The organism is Collinsella sp. AM44-11 (assembly GCF_003467145.1).
Taxonomy (GTDB): Bacteria; Actinomycetota; Coriobacteriia; order Coriobacteriales; family Coriobacteriaceae; genus Collinsella.
The window spans coordinates 25,568-46,938 of record NZ_QSFE01000001.1; the positions used below are offsets into that span (position 1 = coordinate 25,568).

Here is a 21,371-nt window from a genome sequence, read left to right on the forward strand (position 1 = left end):
TGTTTACGTAACGCGTTCTCGGGAGCCTGCATGCTCGCCTTTTTACAAACCAACACACCCATCGTGATCTTCAACCAGATTGTGGTTACGCTGCTCACGGTCTGCTTTCTGTACCAGGTGGTCTTCTTTGTCATTGGCGCTCTTCGTGGCGAGGTCGCGCCTCCCAAGGCCAAAAAACTCCACCGCTATGCCTTCTTCATTGCGGCACATAACGAGGAGGCCGTGATCGCCAATCTCGTACGCTCTATCAAGGATCAGGACTATCCGTCCGAGCTCATCGAGGTCTTCGTGGTCGCCGATGCTTGCACCGACAACACGGCGCAGCTCGCGCGCGAGGCCGGTGCCATTGTTTACGAGCGCAATGACCTGGCCCGCAAGGGCAAGAGCTGGGTCATGGACTTTGGTTTCGATCGCATTCTCAACGAGTATCCCGACACGTTTGAGGGCTACTTTATCTTCGATGCCGACAATGTTATCTCCCGCGATTACGTCTCCAAGATGAATGATGCCTTTGACCAGGGCTTTCATGTGGTCACGAGCTATCGTAACTCCAAGAACTTCGGCAGTTCGTGGATTTCCTCTGCCAACGCCACCTGGTATTTGCGTGAGGCCCGCTTCCTCAACAACGCGCGTAATATCTGCAAGACGTCCTGCGCCGTCTCGGGCTCGGGCTACCTTATCTCCGCTAGTGTTATCGAGGGCATGCACGGCTGGCAGTTCCATACACTGACCGAGGACATCCAGTTCACCACGTTCTGCGCCATTCACGGCATCCGCATCGGTTATGCGCCGGCGGAGTTCTTTGACGAGCAGCCGGTGACGTTTAAGGCGTCCTGGAAACAGCGCATGCGCTGGACCAAGGGCTTCTACCAGGTCTTTTTTACCTACGGCAAGCATCTGGTCAAGTCGACGTTCCGCTATCATCGCTTTGCCGCATATGACATGTTTATGACCATCGCTCCGGGCATGCTGCTGTCCCTGATCTCCATGCTCGCCAATGCGACGTTCCTGATCGTGGGTGGCCTTTCGCATGGTTTCTTGGCTACCGAGGTCGAGATGCAGGCTTGTGCCGCCTCGCTTATCATGACGTTCGTGATGATGTACCAGACCTTCTTTATCCTGGCGCTGCTCACGACCATCTTTGAGTACAAGCACATTCATTGCGCTCAAAAGTGGCGCCTGGTGACCAACCTGTTTACCTTCCCGATCTTTATGTTCAGCTATATCCCCATCACGGTTGCCGCGCTGTTCCTGAAGGTCGACTGGGTGCCCACGCAGCACGCCGTTAACGTTACCCTCGACGAGGTCATGCAGGGCGCAAAATAACCACGATCAGAACCACCACAAAGGGGATACACCTTTGTGGTGGTTTTTGCTTTAGAACAGCCGTCCCGGGAGGTGTCCTGTGGTCTATATCCCATTTTGGATCTGCGCCTTTGCCGGCGCGGCGATTGATATCCGCGAGCGGCGGTTTCCCAACGCGCTTGCTGCTGCGTGTGCCGTGGCGGCGTTTGCGGGCGTGTGGCTGGATGGGGGCTTAAACACGGCACTTGACCACGCTGGCCTTGCGGTCATCGTGTACCTTTCTCTTGTGCTGACTGAGTCGCTTTGGCGGCGACATCGCCAGACCCCCGGCATCGGCATGGGAGATGCCAAGGCGCTCTTCGCGCTTTGCACGCTCGACCCTATGGGTGGCTTCGTGGCATTTGCCGCCGCGCTCCTGGCCCTGGCCCTCTCCTGCCTCATCACGAAATCGCGCTCCCTGCCATTGCTCCCGTTTTTGGTGCCGATTTTTGCCATAATCGAGGTTGTGGGCTGCACTTTGTAACCGATTGCGCATCCTTCTTAAGGAGCATGCCATGGCAACTAATCAAGAAACGGCCGTCATTAAGGCGCGCATGGACCGCATTCCCGCGGCGTTGTCGCCCGAGCTGGTCGAGCGTATCGCCGCCGACCGCGCCTCGGGTGTCGTTAATCCTTATCGATGCTGCGACGACCAGGTCGTTCGTCGTATTGATCGCGCCGCCGACAAAGGCACGCTTATGCGTCCGGCGTTTATGCGCGATACCGAAAAGATTCTTCATCTTCCTGCGTACACGCGTTATGCAGGCAAAACGCAGGTCTTTAGCTTTCGCAGCAACGACGACCTGTCGCGGCGCGGCCTTCATGTGCAGCTCGTCTCGCGCATTGCCCGCGATATCGGCCGTGCCCTGGGCCTCAACTGCGATTTGATCGAGGCGATTGGCCTGGGCCACGATTTGGGCCACACACCCTTTGGCCATGCCGGCGAGCGTTTCCTCAACGATATCTATCACGAGCGTACGGGTCGTTATTTTTTCCATAACGTGCAGTCCGTCCGCGTGCTCGACGCGCTGTACGGCCGCAACGTGTCGCTCCAGACGCTCGACGGCGTGCTGTGCCATAACGGCGAGTACGAGCAGCGTGTCTTTGAACTCTCGGACATGGCGTCGTTTGACCAGTTCGACCGTACCGTCGAGGACTGCATTGCCACGGGCTATGGCGCGATCGAGCACCTGCGCCCCATGACCCTCGAGGGCTGTGTGGTGCGTATCTCGGATATCCTCGCCTACGTCGGTCGTGATCGTCAGGACGCCATTGCGGCGGGCCTGCTGTCGCCCGACGCTTTTGACGATGGTCGGGGCGGCGCCTATAACAGCTGGATTCTCACACACGCTTCCATCGATATCGTTGAGCATAGCTATGGCAAACCGCGTATCGAGATGAGCGAGGACCTGTTTGAGGAGATCCGCCGGGCGAAGCGCGAGAACTACGAGAAGATCTATAGCAAGGGCGGTATCGAAGGCGATTCTGAGGCAGAGTTGCGTGAGGCCTTCGAAAAGCTCTACGACCGTTGCCTGCAGGATCTAAATAAAGGCGACGAGTTCTCTTACATCTTTAAGCATCATGTTTCGCGCATTGAGCAGCAGCTTTCCTACTACGATCGCACCTATGCCTGGCAGGACGACAAGGATCAGGCCGTCGTCGATTACATCGCAAGCATGACGGATGGTTATTTCTGCGAGCTGACGAGCAAATTGTTCCCAGGTCTAAAGTTTCCGCACCGCACCTATATTAACGAACGGTAGTTCGTATCCTTTCGGTATACTGTTGGTCAACAACGATTTTGATTAATGCACGGGATGGCTATGGACGACCTTTTTTCTGCTTCGACGCGCGAGCGCTCCTTTAAAAATGCGCCGCTTGCGGTGCGTATGCGCCCCAATTCGCTCGACGAGTATGTGGGCCAGCAAAAGGCCGTCGGTAAGGGCTCGTGGCTGCGCGCCGCGATTGAGCATGACGTGCTGTCGAGCGTGATTCTGTACGGCCCGGCTGGCACCGGCAAGACGACGCTGGCCCACATTATCGCCAACCATACCAAGAGCGAGTTTGTCGAGGTCAGCGCCGTGACGGGCACTGTGAAGGACCTGCGCCGCGTAATCGATGAGGCTAAGACCCGTCTGAACACCTACGACCGCCGCACCATTCTGTTTATCGATGAGATCCATCGCTTCTCTAAGTCGCAGCAAGATGCCCTGCTGCATGCGGTTGAGAACCGCACCGTCATTATGATTGGCGCCACGACGGAAAACCCGTACTTTGAGGTCAACTCGGCATTGCTCTCGCGTGGGCGTGTGGTAGAGCTTGAGCACCTGAAGGACGAGGATATCGCCATGCTCATTGAGCGTGCGCTCGAGGCGCCGCAGGGTTTAAACGGTAAGTTCTCGGCCGATGAGGATACAGTCAAGACCATTTGCACGCTGGCCGCGGGTGATGCGCGCTCGGCGCTCACGACGCTCGAGCTTGCGAGTGAGATTGCCGTTACGCGTCCCGATACTGAGGGAACGCCAGCGCCGGCGGCGGGGGAACGCTATCCCATTACCGTGGATGACGTGAAGATCGCCAATCCGCGTCGTGGGTTTTCGTATGACAAAAACGGTGACATGCACTACGACATTATCAGTGCGTTTATTAAATCTATGCGCGGCAGCGACCCCGATGCCACGATCTATTGGCTCGCGCGCATGATCGATGCAGGGGAGGATCCCAAGTTTATCGCTCGCCGCATTATGATTCAGGCTTCCGAGGATGTTGGCAACGCCGACCCGCAGGCGCTTTTGGTGGCACATGCCGCATTTAAATCTGCCGAGGTCATTGGCTATCCCGAGTGTCGCATCAACCTGGCTCAGGCTGCGCTCTATGTGTGCCTGGCGCCTAAGTCCAACGCGTGTGAGGCCTCGATCGATGCGGCGCTGGCCGATATCCGCAGCAGTGGTCTTCGCGAGGTGCCGAGTTACCTGCGCGATCGTCATCGTCCTGGCAGCGACGAATACGGTGTGTATAAGTATCCGCACGATTATCCCGAAGGCTGGGTCGAGCAGCGCTACTTGCCCGAGGGGCTGGAGCGCGGCGCGTTCTGGCAGCCTGCCGGCCGCGGTTGGGAAGAGTGGCGTGTGGAGCAAAGCGAGCGCGACCGTAGCGGCAACGCTCCCAAGTAGGCCATTGGCGCCTCGCGCATTCCCTTTGGGTATCTTTGCCCTTCTTTGGGGTACCATGAAAAACGTCTGTATTTCGATTCCTTCGGGAGGCTTGTATGAGTCCCATTCAAATCGCCCTGCTAGTGCTCGCCGTTGCCGGCGTGTGGGCTGTTGTCGAGCTCGCACTCACGCTGCGCAAGACCCGCACCGTCGTCGACTCGCTCGACAAGACGGTGAGCGACCTCAATAATGCGCTCGCCGAGGCACAGCCCGTGGTGGCAAAGCTCGATGGCGCTGTCGATGAGCTCACCCCCGCGCTGGCACAGGTTGAGCCGCTCCTCAAGTCGAGCAAGACTGCCGTTGATGCTCTGACGTCTAACCTCGTTGAGGTTGAGGCGGTCGTTCGCGACATCTCCGAGGTCACGGGCAGCGTGGCCGAGGCCAGCAATGCCGTATCGAGCGTGACTGATTCTGCTGCTGGCGCCGTGCAGAAGCTCTTCAATAAGGTGAAGGCTCCTGCAGCCGACGCCGATCGCAAGCTCGCCGCTGCCGCCGCCGAGGCCGAGCAGCCTACTGAGCGCGTTCTGATTGGCGATGACCATGCCGCTGCTGATGACGATGATGTTCAGAAGCCCGCAGCCAAGCCTGCTCAGTATTACACCTATACGCCTGCCGAGACCTCCGAGGAGTCCTGCGATGAGTAGTGAAGCGACCTGCCCCATCACGCTGAGCGTTGCCGGTGATCCTCGTCTCGCGCGCTTGGTGCGCATGACGGCCGCCAACGTCGGCGCCCTGTGCTCTATGTCCGTCGATCGCATCGAGGATATCCGCATGGCTGCCGAGGAAGCCTTCATCTTTGGGTGCACCGCGGTCGACTGCGACGACATCACGATCAATTTCGATGTGGACGAATCTCACGTCGGCATGACCTTTACCTTTGGGGAACAGGCCACCGTCGACGAGGATGACCAGGCTACTGTGTATGCCGAGCTCATTCTTGCAAGCGTGTGCGATTCCTACGAAAAGACTGCGGCGCCCCTAACGCTTTCCCTCGACCTCAAGGCGGATATCTAATATGACCGAACGTTCCCGGAGCGGCAAGACCGCTTGGGACAAGGAGAAAACCCGCGAGCTGTTTCGTCGTTATAAGGAGACCGGTGATCCGGATGCCCGCGAGCAGCTCGTCATGTCCCATATGAATCTGGTAAGGTTTCTTGCCAACAAATTTAAGAACCGTGGCGAGCCGCTCGATGACCTTTTGCAGGTCGGGTACTTGGGCTTGCTCAAGGCTATCGACCGCTTTGACCCTGAACGCGGACTCGAGTTCACGACGTTTGCCACGCCCACCATTTTGGGCGAGATTAAGCGCCACTTCCGCGACAAGGGCTGGAGTGTGCGCGTGCCGCGTCGTCTGCAGGAGCTCTCTGCCAAGGTTAACCAGGCCACCGATAAGCTCACCAACGAGCTTCAGCGTTCGCCCAAGGTTGAGGAAATCGCCGATTACCTTGGCGTGACCGTTGACGAGGTGCTCGAAGCCATGGAATCGTCCTCGGCCTATACCTCGGTGCCCATCGAGGCTCCCGGCGCGTCCGACTCCGACGATGCTCCCTCGATTCTCGATCGCTATGCCGACGACGACAACGAGCTCGACTTTACCGATGACCGTCTGGTAATCGAGGAAGCCATCCGCGATTTCTCGCCTCGCGAGCGCGAGGTTATCGAGCTGCGTTTTGTGAAGGGCATGACCCAGATCGAGATTGCCAAGAAGCTGGGCATCTCGCAGGTGCAGGTTTCGCGTCTGCTGCGCCGCACGCTTAAGAAGATTCAAGATAAGATTGACCCCGACGGAGTGATGGTTCGTTCATGAGTGAGCACCCCCAACAAATCGACCGCACGCTTCGCGATACCCGCATTCTGACGCTGCGTATTTGGGGCGTCGTCGGCTGCATTGTCATCGCTGCCGTCATCTTTAACCTTATGGGCATCCTGGCACCGGTCATCGAGTTTCTCGCTGTCGGTTCCATCATCGCTTTTGTGATGTCTCCGATCACCAACTGGCTCGAGCATCACGGCGTCGGACGTGGCCTCGGTTCGCTCATCGCACTCATTGTGGTTGTTGCCGTGCTCGTCGGCGTCGTCTGCATCCTATCGCCTATTTTGCTCGGTCAAATCATGGAAGTCCTGAGCCGCCTGCCCGAGCAGCTTCGTGTTGCGGGTGGCGATCTCAACGAGATGCTCTCGCACGCTAAGACGCTCAACAACACGCCGCTCAAGGAGTATCTGGACGACAATCTTTCTTCGTTGGTTACCGTAGCGTCCAAGTACGTCTCGCAAATCGCTGCCGAGCTCGGCCGCGGTGTGTTTCCGCTCATTACCAACACGGCCTCGCAGCTGTTCGTCATCTTCCTGGGTCTGGTGCTTGCCTACTGGCTTGCCTGCGATTATCCCCGCATGCACCACGAGGTCTGCACCATCATCGGGCAGGAAAAAGAGACCTCGTACCGCTTTATGGTGGCCATCCTTTCGCGTTCGGTCGGCGGCTACATGCGTGGCATGGTCATCACATCGATCTGTGGCGGTTTTCTTGCCTTTATTGGTTTTACGATCATCGGCCATCCGTATGCAGCACTCATGGCTATCTTTACCGGCATTATGCACCTGGTTCCGGTTGTCGGTCCCTGGGTAAGCGCGGCGATCGCCACGGTACTCGGTTTTATGTTCAGCCCTATGCTGGCGTTATGGACGCTTGTCGTGACCATGGTGGCTCAAAACGTCACCGATAATGTCATTTCGCCCAAGGTCATGCAGAGCTCGGTGCAGGTGCATCCCGTCATGAGCCTTACGGCCCTCGTTATCGGTTCGGCACTCATGGGTCCCATCGGCATGGTTATCGCCATTCCGCTGTGCGCGGCCCTCAAGGGCATTTTCGTCTACTACTTTGAGAACGAGACCGGGCGTCAGCTCGTGGCATACGATGGCGCCGTGTTTAAGGGCACTCCGTATCGCGATACCGAGGGTAACCCAGTTGCCGCCTACGACGCGCTTGGCGACGATACGTTCATCTACGAGTCCGAACTCATCGGCAACGAGACCGCGCCCGAGGCCCAGGCCATGCCCAAGCCCGAGCTCGATAATCCCTGGATTAAGCTCTCTGGTCTGCAGCCCGATGCCACGGGCTTCTTCAAGAACCCCTTTGCCAAGGACGATGACTCCAACACGGACGACGATACCAAAACCGGCATCGACGGCTCCATGGACGACTCGGATTCTAAATAGGTCCTATTAACGTTTCTTGAAGTTGTAAATGACAAGAAACGCGAGCAGAGCGATTGATAAGGGGCCGGCAACATAGAAAAAGAGAATGTCAATTGCACGTAGAGTGTAATAAGCCTTATCGCCGGACATTACTGCATACAACACGTAGCCAAATGCTGGTTGGTTTGCGTACCAGCAGGTGAAAGCCAAAAGCGTTAAAAGTGCCGCTAACAGAAGTGCATTGAGGAAAAATCGTTTGCTTTTCATCGATCGCTCCTTCCGGGTGACTCTTATATGTAATTCTACAGCAGCCCTTTTTCAAAGGATCGCACAGTACTAAATAACGTGCACTTTCGCTGTAGGGTCGCTGTTTGGCGGCCCTCTTTTTTGCACAGGCGCGGTGGGATGGTAATATCGTTACGTTTGAACTGTTTCGATGTAAAACCGAGGAGATTCCCTCTATGAGTGCTGACTACCCGTCAATGACTACGGCCGAGATCCGCTCTAAGTTCCTCAACTTCTTTGAGGAGCGCGGTCTTAAGCTCTATCCTTCTTCGTCCCTCGTCCCCGACGACCCTTCGCTGCTGCTTGCCAACGCCGGTATGAACCAGTTTAAGGAGTACTACCAGGGCAAGAAGACCATGAAGGAGATCGGCGCGATCTCCTGCCAGAAGTGCGTCCGCACCAACGACATCGATTGCATCGGCGAAGACGGCCGTCACCTGTCCTTCTTCGAGATGCTCGGCGACTTCTCCTTTGGCGGCGTCTCCAAGCAGCAGGCCTGCGCTTGGGCCTTTGAGCTCATTACCAAGGAGTTCAAGCTGCCGCTCGATCGCCTGTACTTCACCGTCTTTACCGAGGACGACGAGACCCATGACGTGTGGCGCTCCCTGGGCGTTGCCGATGATCACATCTCCCGCCTGGGCGAGGACGACAACTTCTGGGCCGCTGGCCCCACCGGCCCCTGCGGCCCGTGCTCCGAGATCTACTTTGACATGGGCGAGGAGGTCGGCTGCGGCAGCCCCGACTGCAAGCCCGGCTGCGACTGCGACCGCTTCCTGGAGTTCTGGAATCTCGTCTTTACCCAGTACGACCGCCAGGAGGATGGCTCCATGCCGGAGCTGCCGCACCGCAACCTCGATACGGGCATGGGTCTGGAGCGCATGGCCGCCATCATGCAGCACAAGACCGCTAACTACGACGGCGATCTGATGCAGCACCTCATCAAGCTGGGCGAGAAGATCAGCGGCAAGACCTATGACGCCGACAATTACTCCGGTGCTAGCCGCTCCCTGCGCATCATCGCAGATCACTCTCGTGCCGTCGACTTTATGATCTCGGACGGCATTCTCCCCGGTAACGAGGGTCGCGAGTACGTCCTTCGCCGCCTGCTCCGCCGCGCCGTGTTCCACGGTCGCCTGCTGGGCATCGAGGGCGCCTTCCTGACCAAGTTCATTGACGAGGTCAACGCCCAGATGGGCGAGGCCTATCCCGAGCTGCTCAAGAACGTCGCGCTCGTTAAGGGTATCGTCGCTTCCGAGGAGGAGCGTTTCTCCACGACGCTCGACAACGGCCGCGTCTACCTGGATGAGGCTCTGGCCGCGCTTGCCGAGGGTGCTGTCCTTCCGGGCGACGTCGCCTTTAAGCTGCATGACACCTTTGGTTTCCCCATTGACCTGACCGTCGAGATTGCCGGCGTCGCTGGCCACGACGTCGATATGGACGGCTTCACCGCTTGCATGGAGGACCAGAAGGCCCGCGCTCGCGCCAACGTCAAGGGCGATGCTTGGGGCAGCTTCAACGACGTGTGGGTCGAGCTTTCCGACAAGGTTGCCGCGACCGAGTTCGACGGCTATGACAACGATGTGATCGAGGGTGCCAAGGTTGTCGCCATCGTTCGTAACGGCGAGTCCGTCGAGTCTGCTTCCGTCGGTGAGGACGTCGAGGTCGTGCTCGACCGCACCCCGTTCTACGCCGAGATGGGTGGCCAGCAGGGCGATGCCGGTGAGCTTTCCGCCGAGGGCGTTGCGCTGACTGTTGCCGACACCAAGAACCACAATGGCCTGTATGCTCACGTCGCGCACGTTGCCGAGGGCACACTGACCGTCGGTGCTACCGTGACAGCCGCGCTCGACGCCGAGCGCCGTGGCTTCCTGCGCCGCAACCACACTGCCACGCACCTGCTCGACGCCGCGCTTAAGCAGGTCCTGGGCGAGCATGTCTCCCAGGCTGGCTCGTTGGTGACGCCCGAGCACCTGCGCTTTGACTTCACGCACTTCGAGGCCCTGTCCTCCGAGCAGCTCAAGGCTGTCGAGGACCTGGTCAACCAGCAGATCTTCGCTTCCAAACCGGTCGTGACCCGCGTCATGGGCATCGACGAGGCCAAGGCCGCCGGTGCTGTCGCCCTCTTTGGCGAGAAGTACGGCGACGTCGTCCGCGTCGTCTCCGTGGGCGCCGAGGATCAGCCGTTCTCCCGTGAGCTCTGCGGCGGTACGCATGCCGCCAATACTGCCGAGATCGGCCTGTTCAAGATCATTTCCGAGTCCTCTACGGGCTCCAACGTCCGCCGTATCGAGGCCGTGACCTCCAAGGGCGCTCTCGACTACATGGCCGACCGCCTGGCGCTCGTTGACGCCGCTGCCGCTGCGCTCAAGTGCCGTGTTGACGAGGTTCCCGCCCGCGTGGAGAACCTGCAGGCCGAGCTGCGCGAGACGTCCAACAAGCTCAAGAAGGCACTCACCGGTGGCTCCTCCGACGCTATCTCTGGCGCCATCGAGGGCGCTGTCGAGCTGAACGGCTACAAGCTCGTCGTCGCTGAGCTTCAGGGTCTTGAGGTTGCTGACCTGCGCAATGTGTGGGATACCGTGCACCAGAAGGTCTCCGGCCCCGTCGCCTGCGTCGTTGCCAGCGTTACCGAGAAGGGCACCCCGGCCCTGCTCGCCGCCGGCTCCGATGACGCCGTGAAGGCCGGTTTCCACGCCGGCAACGTGATCAAGCAGATCGCGGGCCTGGTCGATGGTCGCGGTGGCGGTCGTCCCAACATGGCCCAGGCCGGTGGCAAGAATGCTGCCGGTATCGCCGATGCCCTCGCGGCCGCCAAGACCGCGCTCGGCGCCTAAGAACCTAAGTAGTCGCTGTGGTCGCGCTCGCACTGGACATAGGGGAGACCAGGATTGGCATTGCCGTCTCGAGCCGTGATGGCAAGATGGCGATGCCTGTCAAGGTGCTTCCGGCTGCCGAGGTCACTGGTATGGCAAAGACGTTTCGCTACCTGGTCGAGGACTATGAGCCCGATATCCTGGTAAGTGGACGTCCCTTGACCATGGCAGGTGAGCCCGGCCCCCAGGCCGAGCGCGTCGCCGCAGTGGCCCAAAAGATTGCCGACGAGCTCGAACTTCCGTTGGAGTTTGAGGACGAGCGTCTGTCCTCGCAGGAGGCCAAGCGAATCCTGCGAGAGCAGGGACTCAACGAAAAGCAGATGAGGGGCAAGATTGACATGATCGCCGCCAGCCTGTTCTTGCAGACATGGCTCGATCGTAAAAACGAGGAGGTTTCGCATGCCTAGCGCTTCCGATCCGCGCCAGCAGAATCGTACACGGCAGCCTGCGCCGCGCCCTGCTCAGCCTGGCCAGCGCCCGGCGCAGCCGACGCAGCGTTCGGCTCAACCTGCTCAGCGTGCCGCTCAACAGCCCGCAGCTCGTCCCGCGCAGCCCGCTGGCGGCGCTCGTTTTAAGCAGCAGGCTCCTGCCCAGCGCACGCAGGGGCAGGCCCGGCAATCACGCCCCCACGCACATCATGCTCATGGCTCGCACGGCGTTGCTCCGGCCACGCGCTCGAGCTATAACACGCATGCCCGCCGTGGCGTCCAAAAGAAAAGCTCTCCGGTGCCTATGATTATCGGTGGCGTCATCGCCGTGCTTGCGCTTGTCGCGATCGTTTTCTTTGTTGTGCCGGCCGTCAAGGGCTTCTTTGCCGGCGAGGATGCGAAAGTCGCTGCTGGCCAGCAAGTTACTATTACGATTCCCGATGGCGCCTCGGGTGATGCCATCGCTTCGATTCTCTCCGAGAACCATATCGTCGAAGACCCCAAGGATTATTACGCGGCGGTCAAAAAGCTCAATGCCGATATGTCGCTTAAGCCTGGCACCTACTCGTTTACCACGCTCATGGACGCGACCAAGGTTGTTCAGCAGCTCATGGAAGGCCCCAATGCGGGCTCCGATGCACTGACTATCCCTGAGGGCCTGACGGTCGACCAGGTCGCCGATCGTGTGGCCGCGGCATACGACAGCATTTCTAAGGAAGATTTCCTTAACCAGGCCAAGGCGAGCAATTATGTGAATGATTACGCTTTCCTTAAAGACGCTGCAAACGATTCACTCGAGGGCTTCCTATTCCCCAAGACCTATTCGTTGGGTAAGGACCCTTCTGCCGATGATGTGATTCGCGCCATGCTTGACCAGTTCAACACCGAGTACAAGTCGCTTGACTTTGCGAGCTGCGAGGCCATGATCAAGGAGCGCTATGGCGTGGAGATGTCCGATTACGACATCGTTAACCTTGCCTCGATCGTCGAGCGCGAGGGCCTCAACGCCGATCAGCGCGCGCATGTGGCATCGGTTTTCTATAACCGTCTGGCGGGCAAGCTCGATGGCCTGCGTTACCTCAATAGCGATGCGACCATGATGTATGTCACCGGCGGAGAGGTTACCGCCGACGACCTGCAGAGCGATAGTCCGTATAACACCTATAAGCACGAGGGCCTGCCGCCCACGCCCATCTGCTCTCCGTCGCTCGAGGCGCTCAAGGCCACCCTTGAGCCGACCGACTCCGATGACCTGTATTTCTACATTACGCAGGACGAGGAGTATTTCTCGAAGACCTACGAAGAGCACCAACAGTCTTGGAATTGATCATGAGGATTTTTAGCCCCAAACGATACGTTGCCTCGGTCGATCGCATCGACCTTGATACCCTGTGGGCCGACGGCAAACGCGCCATTCTGCTCGATCGCGATAACACTCTGGTGCCGCGCGACACCGAGCAGGTTCCCACTGCGGTTTCCGCTTGGCTCGACGCCGCCCGCGCCAAAGGCTTTAAGCTGTGCATGGTGTCCAACAACTGGCATCGCGACCAGGTCATGAGCTCTGCACGCGAGCTGGGACTTGAGGCCATTAGCCACGCCATGAAGCCCGCCCCGTTTGCCTTGAAGGCGGGTCTTAAGCGCCTCGGCGCCACGGCAGACGAGGCGGTGCTGATCGGCGATCAGCTGTACACGGACGTGTGGAGCGGTAATTTTGCCTGCGTTGACACTATTCTGGTCAAGCCGCAGGCAACCCAGGACCTGTGGTACACGCAGATCTTCCGTATCTTTGAGCGCCGGGCCCTGCGCGACCTTCCCTGCGAGGAATAGGTTTCGCCATGTCTCAGCACATCAAACACGGCTGCGACCATATTTTCTTTATCGGCTTTTTGGGCGCGGGCAAATCGACGCTCGCGCGCAACGTCGGCACTATGTTCATGCGGCGTTTTATCGATACCGATCGTTTGGTTGTGCGTCGATGTGGCAAGTCGGTGACCGAGATATTTGAGACCGAGGGCGAGGATCGTTTTCGCGAGCTTGAGACCTCGGCACTCCGTTCGCTTCAAAGCGAGCGCAGCCTGCTGGTGTCGTGCGGGGGTGGCATCGTCGAGACGCCGGTGAACATTGAACTGATGCACGAGATGGGTACATGCGTGTACCTCGAAGGCGACTTTGAGGACTCGTTGCGCCAGATTCGCCGTTCTGATACCCGGCCCGATTTCCGCTCGCCCGAGCATGCTGCGCGCCTGTTTGAGCATCGCCGTCCGCTGTATCGCCAGGCCGCCGATATTACCCTTGATATTCGCAACAAGTCCTTCGAGGACGTTTCCTACCTTTGTGCCGAGATGCTTTTGGAGCGTGGACTGCTATGATTCGCCGTCAACTGATCAATTTCCAAAACCGCAGCGTCGATGTCCGTGTCGGATTGGGCGCGTTCGATGAGCTGCCGCGCATGTTTGCCTCGGTTGTGGGCAAGCCTAAGCGCGCGATGGTGGTTTGGAACGACGCCACATCCGAGCGTTTTGGCGAGGTCGTCGAGCATGCGCTGGTCGACGCCGGTTTTGCCGTGTCGCTGCTCGTCCTCGAGGTTTCGCCTGCCGGTGCTACGCTGGTCGATGCCGATACCGTCTTTGGCGCCCTGTCGGCTAATGGCATTACCTGTGACGATCTCGTTGTCGCTGTCGGCGACACGGCGACCTGCTCAGTCGTTTGCTGGTGTGCCAATCAGTGGTGCGGTCGCACCGAGTGCGCCTTGCTGCCGACGACGTTCGACGCCATGCTCACGGTCGCGACGACCATGAAGCCGCTCGTCGCCTCGTCGGAGAATGCGCTTCCCGCTATCGCGTTTCGTCCCGAGCCGGGCTTGGTCGTGTGTGACCTCGACCTTGTTCGCGCGGCGGACCCCGAGGACCTTAAGCTCGGTTATGCGGTACTTGTTGGCACCATGCTTTCGAGCAGCAAGTCCCGCTGGAATCAGTTTACCGAGACCGTCCCCGAGATTCTCGCGGGCGAGGAGGTCGCGCTCGTCAATGCCGTTCAGTGGTCTCAGACTGCACGTAAGGACGTACTGATGGCCACGAACCCGAGCGCCCGTCATGCGCTCGATTTTGGCAAGACGGGGGAGCGTACCCTGCGCGCCTGCTTTGTCGATGCCGCGTCGCAGGTCCCTGTCTACCAGCTGCTGTCCGAGGGCATGCGCTTTGAGGCGCGCCTAGCACATGATGCCTGTGACTTCGATATCGATTACGTCTTTGAGGTCGATGACTGCCTGGAGGACTTTGGTATCGAGGAGCTTGCCTTCGATCTGGAGCCTGCCTCATATATCGAGGAGTTCCGCAGGCAGCAGTTTGTCCGCTCGAACCGCAGCATGTTGCCGCTGCCCGCGGCGCTCGGCGCCATTCGTCTAACGAGCGTTGAGGACGAGGTTCTCGACCGCCATGCTCGCGCATACTTGGCTTCTCGCAAAGAACTTCTCTAGGATTTATTGACATACATCGTCTTTCGTATCATGTTGAGGGGCGGGTTTCCAATCGGTTGCGAATCGCGCGCGATTCCGTCGTTCGGTTGAGACCCGTTCCGTCTTTATAGAGACAACAAGAAAGGAATCTGCATGTCAGAGTTTGCTGCCGGTCCCGCCGGTCGTATCGAGCGTGTCCGTGCCCTGATGGTTGATCGTGGCTACGACGCTATCGTGGTGCGCGACGAGGCCAACCTTCGTTGGCTTACGGGCGTCAAGGGCGTCTTCGATTACACCTTCGAGTTCCCGCATGCTGCGTTTATTACGGCCGACCAGTGCCTGTTCCATACCGACTCGCGCTATCTCAACAGCTTTGAGGAGAACACGCCCGCCGGCAGCCCCTGGGTTTATGACATGGACGAGGGCACCATCTCCGGTTGGGTCGCCGGCAAGATCGCGGCCAACAAGTGCCGCGTCTGCGCTGTCGAGGACGACATGCAGATCAACTTCTACCAGGGTATCCAGCGTGGCTTGGAGGATCGTTCCGTCGCCTGCATGCTGCCGCTGATACATGACGACATTCGCAAGATGCGCGCCATCAAGGACGCCGAGGAGATCGAGCTCATGCGCCATGCGCAGTCGATCACCGACGCCGCCTTCCAGCACATGCTCGGTTATATTAAGCCCGGTATGACCGAGAAGCAGGTTCGCAACGAGCTCGAGAACTTTATGTTCGCCAACGGCGCCGACAGCCTGGCCTTCGGCTCCATCGTGGCGAGCGGCCCCAACACCGCCAACCCGCATGCCGTCCCGAGCGACCGCGTGATCGAGAAGGGCGACTTCGTTCTCATGGATTATGGCGCGGGCTACTGCGACTATCGCTCCGATATGACGCGTACCGTCGTGATGGGCGAGCCCACGCCCGAACAGCTCGACTTGTACGCGCTCGTGCGCCGTGCGCACGAGGAGTGCGTCGCCGCCATCCATCCGGGCGTCGAGGGCAACGACATTTTCAAGCTTTCCAAGAAGATCATTGGCGATGCCGGCTATGGCGATTACTACAACCATGGTCTGGGCCACGGCGTCGGTATCGACATCCACGAGCTGCCCAACTTCAACCGCAGCAAGAATATCATCGAGGTCGGCTCGGTTATCACCATGGAGCCCGGCGTCTACCTGCCCGGCGTGGGCGGCGTGCGCCTGGAGGACTACGGCGTGGTCACCGAGAACGGCTACGAGCCCTTCACCAAGACGCCGCATGACCTTCACGTCATCGATTGCTAGTCTACTTCGGTAGATAGTTTGGGGCGGGGCCTCCGGAGCAATTCGGACGCCCCGCGTTCTCTTTTTATGCGCTCGCTGCAGGCGCCGTCTGCAAGTGTATAATTTTGCTCGTATGTAATTTGGACGCTTGTGCGTTCTGCCCATAACAAGAAAGGTCGCTATGCCTACCATTTCTACCGCCGACTTCAAGAACGGCCTCGGTCTCCGCATTAAGGACAAGGTCTACACCATCGTCGAGTTCCAGCATGTCAAGCCGGGCAAGGGCGGCGCGTTTGTGCGCTACAAGACCCGCGACATCAAGAGCGGCCGCGTCGTCGAGAACACCTGCAACGCCGGCACCAAGTTCGAGAGCGTCATGCTCACCACCCGTGAGTTCCAGTACCTCTACAACGATGGCACCGACTACATCTTCATGGACAACGAGTCCTATGAGCAGGTTCCCGTTCCCGACGACATGGTGGGCGAGAACTCCAAGTGGCTGCGCGAGAACGACATTTGCCAGCTGCTCTTCGCCGACGATGAGCTCATGGGCGTGACCCCGCCGATGTTCATCGAGACCACCATCGTCCAGACCGACCCGGGCTTTAAGGGCGACACCGTCCAGGGTTCCACCAAGCCGGCCACGATTGACACCGGCGCTGTCATCCAGGTCCCCATGTACCTCAACGAGGGCGAGGTCATCAAGGTTGACACCCGCGACGGCAAGTTCGTCTCCCGCGTCTAGCAACCAACTCTTCTAGGAGGACTCATGCCCCAGGAAATCAAGATTGACGGCATCGGCATTTCGCCCGATGTTCTGACCGCCATCGTCTCGCGCGCCGTGTCGGATGTCGAGGGCATCGCCTCCGTTGGCGTCAAGGACCTTGCCACCAACCTTGTCTCCATGATGCTCTCGTCCAAGGCCCCGGCTTCCGAGCCGGCGGTCGAGACCGAGGTCGTCGGCGACAAGCTCGCACTCACCGTGCGCGTTGTGGTGTTCTTTGGCTATCCGTTCAAGAAACTCGCCGAGGCCGTTCGCGCTGCCGTGGTCGCTGCCATCGATGCCCAGGTGGGCGTTGAGGTCGAGCGCGTTGACGTTTGCATCGACGGCCTCGTTTTCCCCAAGGAGTAACCTTTGAGCCTTAAGGTTTATCGCGGGCGTACGCTTGCCCGCAGTCAGGCGCTGCAGCTGCTGTTCCAGGCCGAGGCCACGGACAGCCCGCTCGAGCGCGTCCTCGAGGGCGATTTCCTGATCTCGAAGGGCCCCCTCGACCCCTATGCGCTGGAGCTGTGCCGCGGTGCCTACGAGCATATCGATCGCATCGACTGTGCCCTGCGCGCCGTCGCCAAGAACTGGGATCTTATGCGCATGCCCGGCGCCGACCGCAACCTGCTGCGTATCGCCGTCTACGAGATGCGCTTCCTCACCGACGAAGAGGTCTCGGACGCTATCGTGATCAACGAGGCCGTCGAACTTGCCAAGGCCTATGGCACCGACCAGTCCGCGTCGTTCGTCAACGGCGTGCTGGGCAAGATCGCGCGCAGCGAGGAGTTGCCGGGTGAGGACCTGTACCAGGAACTGCTGGCCGAGGATCGCGCTCGCGAGGAGGCCCAGGCTGCTGAGGCTGCCGCCAAGGTCGCTGCCGCTCAGGCTACCGCCGGTGTACTTGCCGAGGATATGGACGCTGCTGAGGCCGTCGAGGCCGACTCCGTCGAGGAGTAGCCATGCCAGAGGGTTCTGTCCGTAACTTTGACGAGATCTCGGACCGTCTGGACCAGATCATCGCTACCGTTCGCTCCAAGGATACGTCCTTGGAGCGTTCACTCGATCTGTTTGACGAAGCGATTGAGCTGGGCTCCCGCGCGGTCGATATGGTCGACAAGTTTGAGCTGACGCCGCGTGAGGCCGATAAGCTCGAACAGGAATACGATGAGGATGCGGCAAACGAATCCCAGGATAGTTAGCCGCATCTCCGGATACGAATGGTTGATGGCATTCATGAAACGCGTGCGTCTTGATGACGAACTGATTTCACAGGGCATCTGCGCCGATCGCGCGGATGCCCTTCGCACTCTTATGGCCGGCCTGGTCTCGAGTGGCGGCGAGCGCTTGACTTCGCCGGGCCTTAAGGTGACCCCGGGCTTGCCTCTGCACGTGAAGGGGCGCATTCCGTACGTTGGGCGCGGCGGCCTTAAGCTCGAGGGTGCGCTCGATGCGTTTTGTATCGACCCGACGGGCCTTGTCTGCCTGGACGTAGGCTGCTCTACCGGCGGCTTTACCGATTGTCTGCTCAAGCGCGGAGCTGCGACCGTTGTCTCGGTGGACGTGGGTCGCGCCCAGTTTGATTGGTCGTTGCGTCAGGACGATCGCGTGACGCTGCATGAGCGCACAAACGTGACGCAGCTGCCTGAGCTTGGCTATGCCGGTGCCATCGACCTGGCTGTATGTGATGTCTCGTTTACCAGCATCGCGAATATCATCGACGCCGTGCTGGCGTGCCTGAAGCCTTCGGGTTCGTTCTGCACGCTCGTAAAGCCCCAGTTTGAGGCGCCGGCTGCGCTGGTGGGCGACGGCGGTATCGTGACCGACTCCGCCGTCCGCCGCGATACACTCGTGGCGGCGATTGAGCTTTTTGCCGCCAAGGGCCTGTTCCCGGTCGATGTGTGCGTGTCACCCATTCATGGTGCCAAGGGCAACGTTGAGTTTTTCCTGTACGGCACAAGGTCTGTCCCCGGGGAGCGCGCCGACGATGAGCTTCAATCCCAGGTATCGGCTTTGAGCGAGAAAGCTGCAACGCTATGAAGGTCTTTCTGGTCCCCAATTACTACAAGCAAGAGGCGGTCGAGAGCGGCCTGATGCTCGAGCTTTGGCTTTCGCGCCAGGGCTACGAGGTCGCATGGGCTGCCGACCAGCGATCGAAGATTCAAAGCACGCCTGATATTGATGGCTCCGATCTGGTCATTACGCTCGGCGGCGACGGCACGTTGCTGCGCGCTGCCCGCATCCTCAACCATCGCGAGATTCCTATCCTTGGTCTTTCCTATGGTCACCTGGGCTTTTTAACTGCTGCGAGCCCCGAGGAGCGCGACATTCTGCAGGTTGTGAGCGATGCTCTGTCCGGCGAGCTCCACGTGAGCCGCCGCGCCACCATCGCCGCGGATATCGTGTCCGTGCGCGAAGACGGCGCGAAGGATGTCGTGCGCACGTTTGCCCTCAACGATATGGCACTTACGCGCGGCCCCCTGTCCGATATGGTCGAATTTGACATCACGGTGTCCGGCCATCATATCGACCGCCTTCGCGGCGACGGTGTCGTTGTTTCGACGGCGACCGGCTCCACCGGCTACGCGCTTTCCGCCGGCGGCCCCATTGTCAGCCCCGATTACACGGGTATGGTCTGTGTGCCCATCGCTCCGCATACCATTCAGGCTCGCGCTTTTTTGACCTCGCCGAGTGATGTCGTCGAGATCTTTATGTCCGATGATCGCCCGAGCGTGCCGGCGATTGCCATCGACGGGCAGTTTATTACCTGCGATGGCACGGTCGAGAGCGTGGCCGTGCGTCGTGGTCCCGGCGATGTGCTGCTGCTGGATTACGGCCCCGAGAGCTTCTATAACTCGGTGAGCCGCGTGTTCTACGGAGTGCGTCATGATCGATGAGCTGCAGGTTTCCAACATTGCACTCATTCGCGAGGCGACGTTGGTTCCGAGTGCTGGCCTGACTGTCCTAACCGGCGAGACTGGTGCCGGTAAGACCGCTCTGCTTTCGGCGCTCAAGCTCATATTGGGCGAGCGTGCAGATTCGTCGACGGTGCGCGAGGGAGAGGAGCTTGCCAGCGTCGAGGCGCGCTTGTTCGATGGCCCGCACGACTCGGAGGGTTTCACCGTGCAGCGCAGCCTTTCTGCCGAAGGCCGCAGTCGCGTCAGGATCGATGGCCGCATCGCCAGCGTGCGCGAGCTTTCCGAGCGCGTCGGCGTGATGATGGATCTGTGCGGCCAGCATGAGCACCAGCGCCTCCTCGATCCGGCGCATCATGTTGCCATGGTCGATGCCTGGGCTGGTCGCTCTGCGCTCGAGGCGCTGGAAAAGTACCGTGTCTGCTTTAGGGCGTCGCGTGCGGCTGCCAAGGAGGTCCGTCGCGTAGAGGAGGCGTCGCGTGCGCAGGGGAGTCGCGTCGAGGAGGCTCGCTTTGCCCTCGAGCGCATCGGCGAGGTCGACCCCAAGCCGGGCGAGTATGAGGAACTCGAGGAACTGCTGCCGCGCTCCGAACATGCCGAGGTACTGGTTGCCACAGCTAACGATGCCCATGCATCGCTTGCCGCCGAAGGTGGAGCGCTCGATGCCGTGAACAGCGCCGTGGCCGAGCTTTCCCGTATGGCTACCGTCGATCGCAAACTGGGCGACATTGCCGATGCGCTTTCGGATGCCTGCATCTCCCTTGAGGATAGCGCGAACGAGCTTCGTGCCTATCGCGATGGCGTCGCCTTCGACCCGCGCGAGCTCGCTCGCATGCGTGAGCGGTATTCCGACCTCAAGGGCCTGTTGCGTCAGTGGGGTCCCACCATGGACGATGTTTTTGCCATGCGCGATCGCTCGCAAGAGCTGCTGTCCCTGGTCGATGATGGCGATGAGCAGATCAAAAAGGCGCGTGAGGCACTCGGGAGCGCCGAGCGCGAGCTGTTCGCTGCCGCCAAGGCGCTTAAGCGCGCTCGCAATACGGCGGCCCCGCGCTTCTGCCACGAGGTTGGCCGCCAGATGGCACGCTTGGAGATGGGCGGCGCCGAGCTCGTTTGGGAGTCGCGTGATCTTCCGCGCGCCGAGTGGACGCCGGCGGGTCCTTCAAGCTACGAGCTTTTGTATCGCAGCGGTGCCGGCTTGACGCCGCGTCCCCTGCGCCGCATTGCCTCGGGCGGCGAGCTCAGCCGCGTCATGCTGGCGAGCAAGGTGGTCCTCGGTAACGCGGACGGTGTTGATACACTGGTGTTTGACGAGGTCGATGCTGGTGTCGGTGGCTCCACGGCGCGTGCGCTCGCGGGCGTGCTGGCAGATCTCGCCGCTACGCATCAAGTGATTGTCGTAACCCACTTGGCGCAAGTCGCCGTCGTGGCCGACAAGCATTATGTTGTCAGCAAGGAGCCGGGCGATGTTCCCCAGACGCATTTGGACGAGGTAACCGGCGAAGCGCGTACTGCCGAGATCGCCCGCATGCTCAGCGGCGATCAGTCCGAGGCAAGCTTGGCCCACGCAAAGCAGATGCTCGAAGAAGTTCGAGGCTAGGTCGTATCAGCGGTGTTGGTGGGACAAAATAGACTGAAA

At 59.7% G+C, this 21,371-nt stretch carries 23 protein-coding genes; 22 read left to right on the plus strand and 1 reads right to left on the minus strand.

Translation table 11 applies throughout. From position 1 onward, the window contains the following. The first annotated feature begins 30 nt into the window (after window positions 1-30). The 8 genes from DW943_RS00130 to DW943_RS00165 all read left to right on the plus strand — a co-directional run bounded on the left by DW943_RS00130 (window position 31) and on the right by DW943_RS00165 (window position 7,772). A complete protein-coding gene (locus DW943_RS00130) occupies window positions 31-1,326 on the plus strand; it encodes a glycosyltransferase family 2 protein (RefSeq protein WP_117635141.1) in 1,296 nt (431 codons plus the stop codon). Window positions 1,327-1,405: 79 nt separating this feature from the next. Further along, a complete protein-coding gene (locus tag DW943_RS00135; protein WP_117736296.1) occupies window positions 1,406-1,828 on the plus strand; it encodes a prepilin peptidase in 423 nt (140 codons plus the stop codon). A 31-nt stretch (window positions 1,829-1,859) separates the two neighbouring features. After that, window positions 1,860-3,107, plus strand: a complete 1,248-nt coding sequence (locus DW943_RS00140; RefSeq protein WP_117861834.1) for a deoxyguanosinetriphosphate triphosphohydrolase family protein — start codon at window positions 1,860-1,862, stop codon at window positions 3,105-3,107. A gap of 60 nt (window positions 3,108-3,167) precedes the next feature. After that, window positions 3,168-4,517 carry a replication-associated recombination protein A gene (locus tag DW943_RS00145; protein ID WP_199572701.1) on the plus strand — a complete coding sequence of 450 codons (1,350 nt, stop codon included), beginning with the start codon at window positions 3,168-3,170 and terminating at the stop codon, window positions 4,515-4,517. Window positions 4,518-4,612: 95 nt separating this feature from the next. Then, window positions 4,613-5,200 (plus strand): DUF948 domain-containing protein, encoded by a 588-nt coding sequence (locus DW943_RS00150; protein WP_117861836.1) that lies wholly within the window; start codon window positions 4,613-4,615, stop codon window positions 5,198-5,200. Then, window positions 5,193-5,570, plus strand: a complete 378-nt coding sequence (locus DW943_RS00155) for an ATP-binding protein (protein ID WP_089571730.1) — start codon at window positions 5,193-5,195, stop codon at window positions 5,568-5,570. Before DW943_RS00150 ends, DW943_RS00155 begins: the two co-directional genes overlap by 8 nt. 1 nt (window position 5,571) lies before the next feature. Continuing rightward, window positions 5,572-6,363 (plus strand): RNA polymerase sigma factor SigF, encoded by a 792-nt coding sequence (locus tag DW943_RS00160; protein WP_117635146.1) that lies wholly within the window; start codon window positions 5,572-5,574, stop codon window positions 6,361-6,363. Then, window positions 6,360-7,772: an AI-2E family transporter gene (locus DW943_RS00165; RefSeq protein WP_117798322.1), complete on the plus strand. Its 1,413-nt coding sequence runs from the start codon at window positions 6,360-6,362 to the stop codon at window positions 7,770-7,772. Before DW943_RS00160 ends, DW943_RS00165 begins: the two co-directional genes overlap by 4 nt. Window positions 7,773-7,778: 6 nt before the next feature. Here the strand turns inward: DW943_RS00165 and DW943_RS00170 are convergent, their stop codons facing one another. Next, window positions 7,779-8,018: a hypothetical protein gene (locus tag DW943_RS00170; protein WP_117861837.1), complete on the minus strand. Its 240-nt coding sequence runs from the start codon at window positions 8,016-8,018 to the stop codon at window positions 7,779-7,781. A 194-nt stretch (window positions 8,019-8,212) separates the two neighbouring features. Here DW943_RS00170 and alaS point away from each other — a divergent pair, with 194 nt between their 5' ends. The 14 genes from alaS to DW943_RS00240 all read left to right on the plus strand — a co-directional run bounded on the left by alaS (window position 8,213) and on the right by DW943_RS00240 (window position 21,332). Then, complete coding sequence (gene alaS / locus DW943_RS00175) at window positions 8,213-10,870, plus strand: alanine--tRNA ligase (protein WP_117861838.1); 2,658 nt, start codon at window positions 8,213-8,215, stop codon at window positions 10,868-10,870. A gap of 17 nt (window positions 10,871-10,887) precedes the next feature. Further along, window positions 10,888-11,316, plus strand: a complete 429-nt coding sequence (gene ruvX / locus DW943_RS00180; protein WP_089571740.1) for a Holliday junction resolvase RuvX — start codon at window positions 10,888-10,890, stop codon at window positions 11,314-11,316. Beyond that, complete coding sequence (mltG, locus tag DW943_RS00185) at window positions 11,309-12,664, plus strand: endolytic transglycosylase MltG (protein ID WP_233543526.1); 1,356 nt, start codon at window positions 11,309-11,311, stop codon at window positions 12,662-12,664. Before ruvX ends, mltG begins: the two co-directional genes overlap by 8 nt. 2 nt (window positions 12,665-12,666) lie before the next feature. Next, complete coding sequence (locus tag DW943_RS00190) at window positions 12,667-13,164, plus strand: YqeG family HAD IIIA-type phosphatase (RefSeq protein WP_117861840.1); 498 nt, start codon at window positions 12,667-12,669, stop codon at window positions 13,162-13,164. Window positions 13,165-13,172: 8 nt separating this feature from the next. Further along, window positions 13,173-13,706, plus strand: a complete 534-nt coding sequence (locus DW943_RS00195; RefSeq protein ID WP_117861841.1) for a shikimate kinase — start codon at window positions 13,173-13,175, stop codon at window positions 13,704-13,706. Beyond that, window positions 13,703-14,812: a hypothetical protein gene (locus tag DW943_RS00200; RefSeq protein WP_117861842.1), complete on the plus strand. Its 1,110-nt coding sequence runs from the start codon at window positions 13,703-13,705 to the stop codon at window positions 14,810-14,812. Before DW943_RS00195 ends, DW943_RS00200 begins: the two co-directional genes overlap by 4 nt. A gap of 132 nt (window positions 14,813-14,944) precedes the next feature. Next, on the plus strand, window positions 14,945-16,075 hold the full coding sequence (locus DW943_RS00205) for a Xaa-Pro peptidase family protein (protein WP_117861843.1): 1,131 nt from the start codon (window positions 14,945-14,947) through the stop codon (window positions 16,073-16,075). 160 nt (window positions 16,076-16,235) lie between these two features. Beyond that, the gene (gene efp / locus DW943_RS00210; RefSeq protein WP_117635155.1) at window positions 16,236-16,799 is read left to right on the plus strand and encodes an elongation factor P; all 564 of its coding nucleotides are present in this window, start codon (window positions 16,236-16,238) and stop codon (window positions 16,797-16,799) included. A gap of 24 nt (window positions 16,800-16,823) precedes the next feature. Continuing rightward, entirely contained in the window at window positions 16,824-17,186 is a 363-nt protein-coding gene (locus tag DW943_RS00215) for an Asp23/Gls24 family envelope stress response protein (RefSeq protein ID WP_117629319.1), read from the plus strand. A 3-nt stretch (window positions 17,187-17,189) separates the two neighbouring features. Continuing rightward, window positions 17,190-17,777, plus strand: a complete 588-nt coding sequence (gene nusB, locus DW943_RS00220; RefSeq protein ID WP_117635156.1) for a transcription antitermination factor NusB — start codon at window positions 17,190-17,192, stop codon at window positions 17,775-17,777. A 2-nt stretch (window positions 17,778-17,779) separates the two neighbouring features. Then, window positions 17,780-18,019 carry an exodeoxyribonuclease VII small subunit gene (locus DW943_RS00225; protein ID WP_006233978.1) on the plus strand — a complete coding sequence of 80 codons (240 nt, stop codon included), beginning with the start codon at window positions 17,780-17,782 and terminating at the stop codon, window positions 18,017-18,019. A gap of 34 nt (window positions 18,020-18,053) precedes the next feature. Continuing rightward, window positions 18,054-18,857, plus strand: coding sequence for a TlyA family RNA methyltransferase (locus DW943_RS00230; RefSeq protein WP_117861844.1), 804 nt, complete (start codon window positions 18,054-18,056; stop codon window positions 18,855-18,857). Further along, a complete protein-coding gene (locus DW943_RS00235; RefSeq protein WP_117635157.1) occupies window positions 18,854-19,714 on the plus strand; it encodes an NAD(+)/NADH kinase in 861 nt (286 codons plus the stop codon). Before DW943_RS00230 ends, DW943_RS00235 begins: the two co-directional genes overlap by 4 nt. Further along, window positions 19,704-21,332, plus strand: coding sequence for a DNA repair protein RecN (locus DW943_RS00240; protein WP_117861845.1), 1,629 nt, complete (start codon window positions 19,704-19,706; stop codon window positions 21,330-21,332). The genes DW943_RS00235 and DW943_RS00240 overlap by 11 nt, the downstream gene beginning before the upstream one ends. The last annotated feature ends 39 nt before the right edge of the window (window positions 21,333-21,371 follow it).